At 72.1% G+C, this 1443-nt stretch carries 1 protein-coding gene; it reads right to left on the reverse strand.

What is annotated here, in order from left to right:
- On the reverse strand, positions 1-960 hold a 960-nt coding region (locus ACFQ87_RS46390), incomplete at its 3' end, for an ArnT family glycosyltransferase (protein WP_380617077.1).
- Between the last annotated feature and the right edge of the window lie 483 nt (positions 961-1443).

The raw sequence follows: 1443 nt of genomic DNA on the forward strand, positions 1-1443 counted from the left end.
AGGGCGGCAGTGGACCACTTCTACTACGCGTGCCGCCCCCCCCCCCCGTGCCCGCCCCCGGACCGCCTGCACGCTGCCCGTCTGCGCCGCGCTCATCCCCAGCGAGGAGAACCGGTTCAGGAAGTTGTAGCCGACCACCATGCTGAACGCCGAGTTGTCCGTCGTACCGTCCACGTACGGACGGTCCTGCGCCGGGGTCACCGTGACCACCAGCATCCACGAGGCCGACACCACCACCGCCACCAGCCCGGCCAGCGCGACGTGCCCGACCCGCCGCCGAAGACTGGTCGGCGCCGCGAGCAGGTACACCGCCGCGAGCGCGGGCAGTACCGCCCACGCCTCCAGCATCTTGGTCTGGAACGCCAGCCCCACCCACACCCCGGCCAGCAGCAGCGGGCGCAGCCGCGCCGTGTGGGCGGCCCGCTGCGCCGCGTCCGCCGCGAGCAGGAGCAGCAGCGTGAAGGCGGCGTCCTCGACCGCGGTGCGGAACAGCCCCGCGGCCACCGGCGTCAGCGTGAAGGCCGCGGCCGCGAGCAGCCCCGCGTTGGCCCCCGCCCACCGCCGCACCACCCGGTACAGCACCAGGACGGACAGCACGCCCTCGACCACCTGTGGCAGGGTCAGCGCCCACGGATGGAACCCGAAGACGCGCGCCGACAGCGCCTGCGGCCACAGGAACCCGGGCAGCTTGTCCAGCGTGATCGTGCCCGCCGGATCGAACGACCCGAACACGAACGCCTTCCAGCTCTCCGTCATGCTGCGCACGGCGTCCGCGTAGAAGCTGTGGTACTGGCTGTGGTTGATGTTCCACGCGTACAGCACGGCGGCGACGGCCGCGATCCCTAGCAGCACGGGCCGTGCGTAGCCCGGTTGACCGTCGGGTGACGTCCACGGGGCTCGGCGGCCACGCGGCGGGGAGGACGGGGTCTCCCTGGGGGCGGTGAGGACATTGATAGCCATGGTCGGCACCTTCGGATGCGTCCATGAGAGATCCCTTGGAAAGCGCCCCGGTTTGGTCATTTTTATACCTACGGCACACCGATCGGCCCACCCTGCCCCCGCTATCCGCCCGACCTGTGAAAAATCGGTGCACCCCCTGGTCAGGTCCCTCACCCCACTCGCCCGCGCACGCCCCCGGGCCCGGGCGGCCGTGGACCCGGGGGTGCCGCTCTGGTCGCCGGCGGCGGTGAACGTGGTCGAGGTGAGGCCGAGGGCCGGCACGGCGACCGGGCCGGCCACCAGCCCACGGCCAACGACCCGTCAAGGGCGGCCGGGACGGTCCGGGTGCCGCATCAATGGCAACGGCCCCAACGAGGGGGATCTCGCTGGGGCTGTCGGGGATTCTCGGTCCCGCATTGCGCGCTGGAGCCGGTGCAGCGGGCGCAGGTGCTGGACAGCCTGGTCGAAAACGGCTTGGTGGAGCCGTTGACACCCGCCGTGCAC

The sequence above is a fragment of the Kitasatospora sp. NPDC056531 genome (assembly GCF_042794375.1).
Lineage (GTDB): Bacteria > Actinomycetota > Actinomycetes > Streptomycetales > Streptomycetaceae > Kitasatospora.